The sequence below is a fragment of the Streptomyces sp. NPDC014894 genome (assembly GCF_043080985.1).
In the GTDB taxonomy this organism is placed as follows: Bacteria; Actinomycetota; Actinomycetes; order Streptomycetales; family Streptomycetaceae; genus Streptomyces.
The window spans coordinates 525532-532533 of the sequence record NZ_JBIBWD010000001.1 but is presented as its reverse complement, the minus strand read 5'-3'; the positions used below and the strand labels follow the sequence as shown (position 1 = coordinate 532533).

The 7002-nt window shown below is 65.9% G+C and carries 5 protein-coding genes and 2 rRNA genes (1 of these 7 only partly in view); 2 read left to right on the top strand and 5 right to left on the bottom strand.

Translation table 11 applies throughout. The features are described from left to right. The 5 genes from ACF089_RS02260 to thyX all read right to left on the bottom strand — a co-directional run. Positions 1 to 71 (bottom strand): 23S ribosomal RNA (locus tag ACF089_RS02260); it reaches 3069 nt to the left of the window's first position. Positions 72 to 104: 33 nt separating this feature from the next. Then, positions 105 to 1632 (bottom strand): 16S ribosomal RNA (locus ACF089_RS02255). Together the 16S and 23S rRNA genes form the textbook arrangement of a ribosomal RNA operon. A 519-nt stretch (positions 1633 to 2151) precedes the next feature. Beyond that, positions 2152 to 3837 carry a ribonuclease J gene (locus ACF089_RS02250; RefSeq protein ID WP_392020622.1) on the bottom strand — a complete coding sequence of 562 codons (1686 nt, stop codon included), beginning with the start codon at positions 3835 to 3837 and terminating at the stop codon, positions 2152 to 2154. A 151-nt stretch (positions 3838 to 3988) separates the two neighbouring features. Further along, the gene (gene dapA / locus ACF089_RS02245; protein WP_392020620.1) at positions 3989 to 4888 is read right to left on the bottom strand and encodes a 4-hydroxy-tetrahydrodipicolinate synthase; all 900 of its coding nucleotides are present in this window, start codon (positions 4886 to 4888) and stop codon (positions 3989 to 3991) included. A gap of 244 nt (positions 4889 to 5132) precedes the next feature. Next, positions 5133 to 5873 (bottom strand): FAD-dependent thymidylate synthase, encoded by a 741-nt coding sequence (gene thyX, locus ACF089_RS02240; protein WP_392020618.1) that lies wholly within the window; start codon positions 5871 to 5873, stop codon positions 5133 to 5135. A 207-nt stretch (positions 5874 to 6080) separates the two neighbouring features. On the opposite strand from thyX, the gene ACF089_RS02235 reads away from it, so the two are divergent. Both ACF089_RS02235 and ACF089_RS02230 read left to right on the top strand, forming a co-directional pair. After that, positions 6081 to 6326 (top strand): hypothetical protein, encoded by a 246-nt coding sequence (locus ACF089_RS02235; protein ID WP_392020615.1) that lies wholly within the window; start codon positions 6081 to 6083, stop codon positions 6324 to 6326. 98 nt (positions 6327 to 6424) lie between these two features. Next, on the top strand, positions 6425 to 6979 hold the full coding sequence (locus ACF089_RS02230; protein WP_392020613.1) for a hypothetical protein: 555 nt from the start codon (positions 6425 to 6427) through the stop codon (positions 6977 to 6979). Positions 6980 to 7002 lie beyond the last annotated feature (23 nt).

The window sequence follows — 7002 nt, the reverse complement described above, 5'->3', positions numbered from 1 at the left end:
AACCGAATAGTCAACGTTCCACCCATGAGCAACCAGCACCGGACATTCGCCGATGAACTGGCCCCTTGACCAAACCCGAAGGCCTGGTAAGAAGTGCTCCTTAGAAAGGAGGTGATCCAGCCGCACCTTCCGGTACGGCTACCTTGTTACGACTTCGTCCCAATCGCCAGTCCCACCTTCGACAGCTCCCTCCCACAAGGGGTTGGGCCACCGGCTTCGGGTGTTACCGACTTTCGTGACGTGACGGGCGGTGTGTACAAGGCCCGGGAACGTATTCACCGCAGCAATGCTGATCTGCGATTACTAGCAACTCCGACTTCATGGGGTCGAGTTGCAGACCCCAATCCGAACTGAGACCGGCTTTTTGAGATTCGCTCCGCCTCACGGCATCGCAGCTCTTTGTACCGGCCATTGTAGCACGTGTGCAGCCCAAGACATAAGGGGCATGATGACTTGACGTCGTCCCCACCTTCCTCCGAGTTGACCCCGGCAGTCTCCTGTGAGTCCCCACCACCCCGAAGGGCGTGCTGGCAACACAGAACAAGGGTTGCGCTCGTTGCGGGACTTAACCCAACATCTCACGACACGAGCTGACGACAGCCATGCACCACCTGTACACCGACCACAAGGGGGCGACCATCTCTGGCCGTTTCCGGTGTATGTCAAGCCTTGGTAAGGTTCTTCGCGTTGCGTCGAATTAAGCCACATGCTCCGCTGCTTGTGCGGGCCCCCGTCAATTCCTTTGAGTTTTAGCCTTGCGGCCGTACTCCCCAGGCGGGGAACTTAATGCGTTAGCTGCGGCACCGACGACGTGGAATGTCGCCAACACCTAGTTCCCAACGTTTACGGCGTGGACTACCAGGGTATCTAATCCTGTTCGCTCCCCACGCTTTCGCTCCTCAGCGTCAGTAATGGCCCAGAGATCCGCCTTCGCCACCGGTGTTCCTCCTGATATCTGCGCATTTCACCGCTACACCAGGAATTCCGATCTCCCCTACCACACTCTAGCCTGCCCGTATCGACTGCAGACCCGGGGTTAAGCCCCGGGCTTTCACAACCGACGTGACAAGCCGCCTACGAGCTCTTTACGCCCAATAATTCCGGACAACGCTTGCGCCCTACGTATTACCGCGGCTGCTGGCACGTAGTTAGCCGGCGCTTCTTCTGCAGGTACCGTCACTTTCGCTTCTTCCCTGCTGAAAGAGGTTTACAACCCGAAGGCCGTCATCCCTCACGCGGCGTCGCTGCATCAGGCTTTCGCCCATTGTGCAATATTCCCCACTGCTGCCTCCCGTAGGAGTCTGGGCCGTGTCTCAGTCCCAGTGTGGCCGGTCGCCCTCTCAGGCCGGCTACCCGTCGTCGCCTTGGTAGGCCATCACCCCACCAACAAGCTGATAGGCCGCGGGCTCATCCTGCACCGCCGGAGCTTTCAACCCAGGGGCATGCGCCCCCGGGTATCATCCGGTATTAGACCCCGTTTCCAGGGCTTGTCCCAGAGTGCAGGGCAGATTGCCCACGTGTTACTCACCCGTTCGCCACTAATCCCCCACCGAAGCGGGTTCATCGTTCGACTTGCATGTGTTAAGCACGCCGCCAGCGTTCGTCCTGAGCCAGGATCAAACTCTCCGTGAATGCTTCCAGGATATCCTGGCAACACATCACGAGAGCGGAACCGTCAGAGGAATAATCCGACGATTCACAGCGTCCTCGCTATATGTGCGCCTCCCCCAAGAATCCTCGGGGAAGGACTTTTCAAAGGAACCTCATCCCCAGAAGGGGACGGGGTATCAACGTATCTGGCGTTGACTTTTGGCACGCTGTTGAGTTCTCAAGGAACGGACGCTTCCTTCAGACCCTTTTCACCAGGTCCTCCGGGCTTTCCCTTCGGTCTTGCGTTTCCAACTCTACCAGATCCTTTTCCCATTCCGTTTCCGGACTTGGATTCAGATCCAGCGGCCAGTTGGACCGGCCTTTTGCCTTTCGGCTGCTCCGACTTTATCAGAAGTTCTGAGTCGGAATTTTCCGCCGCTTTCGGTTCACCAGGCGCACGAATGTGCCGGGTTCCCCGTGGGCGGAGCCGTAAACCTACTGGAGCGGGGCTCCCCGATGCAAATCGAGGCGCCCCGCTCCGGGAAGTGCGACGTCAGGCCGTCAGACCTCGACCACGACCGGCAGGATCATGGGCCGGCGACGGTAGGTGTCGGAGACCCACTTGCCCACCGTGCGGCGGACGAGCTGCTGGAGCTGGTGGGGCTCGGCGACCCCGTCCGAGCCCGCCTTGGCGATGGCTTCCTCGACCCTCGGGAGGACCCCGTCGAAGGCGGAGTCGTCGATGCCGGAGCCGCGGGCCTGGATGTGCGGACCGCCGACGACCTTGCCGGTGGTCGAGTCGACCACCACGAAGACCGAGATGATGCCCTCGTCGCCGAGGATGCGGCGGTCCTTGAGGGAGGACTCGGTGACATCGCCGACCGAGAGGCCGTCGACGTACACATATCCGGCCTGGACCTTGCCGACGATCCTGGCCTTGCCGTCGATCAGGTCGACCACGACGCCGTCCTCGGCGATGACGATGTGGTCCTTCGGGACGCCCGTCAGCGCGCCCAGCTCCGCGTTGGCCCGCAGATGGCGCCATTCGCCGTGGACCGGCATCAGGTTCTTCGGCTTGCAGATGTTGTAGAAGTACAGCAGCTCGCCGGCCGAGGCGTGGCCCGAGACATGGACCTTGGCGTTGCCCTTGTGGACGACGTTCGCGCCCCAGCGGGTCAGACCGTTGATCACGCGGTACACCGCGTTCTCGTTCCCCGGGATCAGGGAGGAGGCCAGGATGACGGTGTCGCCCTGGACGATGCGGATCTGGTGATCGCGGTTGGCCATCCGGGACAGCGCCGCCATCGGCTCGCCCTGGGAGCCGGTGCAGACCAGGACGACCTCGTGGTCCGGGAGGTCGTCGAGGCTTCTGACGTCCACCACCAGACCGGCCGGAACGCGCAGATAGCCCAGGTCGCGGGCGATGCCCATGTTCCGGACCATCGAGCGGCCCACGAAGGCGACGCGCCGGCCGTACTCGTGGGCGGCGTCCAGGATCTGCTGGATGCGGTGCACATGGCTGGCGAAGCTGGCCACGATGATGCGCTTCTGGGCGCTGCCGAAGACCTGGCGCAGCACATTGGAGATGTCGCGCTCGGGCGGGACGAATCCCGGGACCTCGGCATTGGTCGAGTCGGACAGCAGGAGGTCGATGCCCTCCTCGCTGAGCCGGGCGAAGGCGTGCAGGTCGGTGAGCCTGCCGTCCAGCGGGAGCTGGTCCATCTTGAAGTCGCCGGTGTGGACGACCATGCCCGCGGGGGTGCGGATGGCGACGGCCAGCGCGTCCGGGATGGAGTGGTTGACCGCGATGAACTCGCAGTCGAAGGGGCCGATGCGCTCGCGGTTCCCCTCCGTCACCTCAAGGGTGTACGGACGGATCCGGTGCTCCTGGAGCTTCGCCTCGATGAGCGCCAGGGTCAGCTTGGAGCCGATCAGCGGGATGTCCTGCTTCAGCCGGAGCAGATAGGGGACACCGCCGATGTGGTCCTCGTGGCCGTGGGTGAGGACGATGCCCTCGATGTCGTCGAGACGGTCCCGGAGGGTGGTGAAGTCCGGCAGGATCAGGTCGACGCCGGGCTGCTCGTCCTCGGGGAAGAGGACGCCGCAGTCGACGATGAGCAGTCGGCCCCCGTATTCGAAGACCGTCATGTTTCGGCCGATCTCACCGAGGCCGCCGAGCGGGGTGACCCGGAGGCCGCCCTTGGCGAGCTTCGGCGGGGCGCCGAGTTCTGGATGCGGATGACTCAAAAGACTCTCCTCACCACGTACGCCACGTACCGCGAAGGCACGTGGCGTACGTGACTGTCGTGCACTTGCTGAATGTCAGTGCGTCGGCCGCGGAACGGCCGGATGTCGTGTTTTCCTCAGTTGTTCTTGTATTCAGTTGTGAAGTCTGTGGTCACAGCTGTACCCCGCCTGCGGCGAGGTCGATCTTCAGCTGGGCGGTTTCCTCGGGGGAAAGCTCCACGAGGGGGAGCCGGAGGGGGCCCGCGGGCAGGCCCTGCAGGGCCAGGGCGGCCTTGGTGGTGATGACTCCCTGGGTGCGGAACATGCCGGTGAAGACGGGCAGCAGCCGCTGGTGGATCTCGGTGGCCTTCTGGACGTCGCCGTTCAGATGCGCGTCGAGGAGGGCCCGCAGCTCGGGGGTGACGACATGGCCGACGACGGAGACGAAGCCGACGGCGCCGACGGAGAGCAGCGGGAGGTTGAGCATGTCGTCGCCCGAGTACCAGGCGAGGCCGCTGCGGGCGATGGCCCAGCTCGCCCGGCCGAGGTCGCCCTTGGCGTCCTTGTTGGCGACGATCCGGGGGTGCTCGGCGAGCCGCACGAGGGTCTCGGTGTCGATCGGGACGCCGCTGCGGCCGGGGATGTCGTAGAGCATCACGGGCAGCTCGGTGGCGTCGGCGATGGCCGAGAAGTGACGGCGCAGGCCCTCCTGAGGGGGCTTGTTGTAGTACGGCGTGACCGCGAGCAGGCCGTGCACGCCGGCGCTCTCGGCGGCGTGCGCGAGTTCGACGCTGTGGCGGGTGTCGTTGGTGCCGACTCCGGCGACGATGTGGGCCCGGTCCCCTACCGCCTCCAGTACAGCCCGTACGAGCTGGTCTTTCTCCGCGTCGCTGGTGGTCGGCGACTCGCCGGTGGTGCCGTTGATGATCAGGCCGTCGTTGCCCGCGTCCACCAGATGGGTCGCGAGGCGCTGCGCGCCGTCGATGTCGAGTGCGCCGGCCGCCGTGAAGGGCGTGACCATGGCGGTGAGGACCCGCCCGAAAGGGGTCTGCGGAGTGGAGATCGGAGCCATGGGTAACACGCTACTCGTTGCTCAGCACGCTGTGTCCCCTGGAGGGCGTGACGTACGTCGGGGCTGAAGGAGCCCGGCACTGCCTGCTCGGGGGGTCAAGCAGTGCCGGGTCCGTTTGATCAGCCTAGATGAACTTCACGAAACACCGCAATGCGGACACTTCGCCGGGGGACGTCGTACATCAGTGCCGTCGTACCGCGTCCCGGAGGGAAGCGGCACAGGTCAGACGGGGTGTGCGGCGGTGTCAGGGGGCGACGCGGCCGTTGGTGTTGAAGGCGGCGTGGGTGAGGGGCATGAGCCGCGCCCACTCCTCCTCCATCTTCTCGCCGACCATCTCGATCTCCCGCTGCGGGAAGGACGGGACCTTCGCCTGCTCGTGCTGGGTGCGCAGACCGAGGAAGTGCATGAGCGAGCGGGCGTTGCACGTCGCGTACATCGACGAGAAGAGCCCCACCGGCAGGACCGCGCGGGCGACCTCGCGGGCGATGCCGGCCGCCAGCATCTCCTGGTAGGTCTCATAGGCGCGCCGGTAGGAGTCCTCCATGGCGTCGCTGACGACCTTGTGCTGCTCCGGGCTGCCGTCGACGAAGACGTACTTCCCGGGGCGGCCCTCCTGGACCAGCTTGCGGTCCTGGGACGGGACGTAGAAGACCGGCTGGAGCTCCCGGTAGCGGCCCGACTCCTCGTTGTACGACCAGCCGACCCGGTGCCGCATGAACTCACGGAAGACGAAGATCGGCGCGCTGATGAAGAACGTCATCGAGTTGTGCTCGAAGGGGCTGCCGTGGCGGTCCCGCATCAGGAAGTTGATCAGCCCCTTGGAGCGCTCCGGATCCTTCCGCAGCTCCTCGAGGGACTGCTCACCGGCCGTGGAGACCCGGGCCGCCCACAGCACATCGGTGTCGGAGGCGGTGTGCTTCACCAGCTCCACGGTGACGTCACCGCGGAAACTGGGCGTCGCGGTCTCGTCGGGGGTGTCGGTCACCAGGAGGGTCCTTCCAGGGGGTGAGCTGGGCGGCGACCACTCTAGTCCACCCCGCTCGGGCGCCCTCCGGGCCACCCCGCCGTCCGATTCGCCGAAATCGGGCACCGATTCGGTGTTCCGCGCGTCTGTACGGGTAGGGGCCGCTTTCCACGGCGGCCCGGCCGACGGCGCCCGCCGTCCCACCCCCGGATCGAGGAGAGTGCCCTGATGTTCCGCCGGCGAGAGGCCGTTCCGTTCTCATTCGTCGCCACCGCCGAGGCCGAGAGCTTCCGCAGCAATGTCACTCCCCCGCCACGTGAGCGTCCCAGCGCCTCGCAGCTGGTGGGTCGTACGCTGATCGGGCTGACCGTCGCCGCCGGGCTGGCGGGTTCGCTGCTCTTCGGACTCCCCGCGATGGAATCCGGACAGACGCCCGGCCATGCCCAGCAGTCCGAGGCCGCCGAGCGCCGTTGAACTCATACGGCCCCCCTGGGGTGGTCGAGCGGGGAACGCCTCGGTAGCCTCACCCGTCACAGCCCCCGATCGAGTGTGCTGGTGAGTGAGGATCAGTCGTGCCCCTGCCCTTTCTGACGGCCGACCGTGCATTTGACGCGACGGCGGACGATGCCGCGCTGCCTTTCGACGACCATGACCAGTGGCGGCGGCCGTACCGCCCGGGGCCCTGGCGGGTCGGGGCGGCCGCGGTGCTGCTGCTGCTCGCCTCGTTCGTGCTGCTCGCCGCGATGATCATCGTGTTCGCCGGGGCGTTCTCCGGCGCGGTGCTCTGTCTGACGGTGGGCGTGGCCCTGATCTCGACCGCTCTGCGGATGCTGCGCATGGGCGTGTGGGTGAGCCGCCACGGTCTGCGGAAGGTCGGTCTGCTCACCACGACCACCGTGGCGTGGTCCCAGGCGTCGGCCGTGCGCACCGTCCAGCAGCCGGTGCGGTGGCTGGGGCTGCCGCGGACCGTGCAGGGGCAGGCGCTCCGCGTCGTACGCACCGGGCCGGGTGAGCCGCTGCAGCTGCTCACCGACCACAACGCGGACTTCCTGTCGCGGGTGGAGGCCTTCGAGCGCGCGGCGGACACCGTCGAGGCCTGGTGGTCGGAGTACCGCCGGCCGGCCTGACGCCGTTCTCTCCGGCCCGTCCG

What these genes read in the sequence shown, in the direction of transcription:
- dapA (WP_392020620.1), bottom strand. Translation starts at nt 4,888, where the DNA reads ATGGCTCCGATCTCCACTCCGCAGACCCCTTTCGGGCGGGTCCTCACC.
- ACF089_RS02235 (WP_392020615.1), top strand. Translation starts at nt 6,081, where the DNA reads ATGTTCCGCCGGCGAGAGGCCGTTCCGTTCTCATTCGTCGCCACCGCC.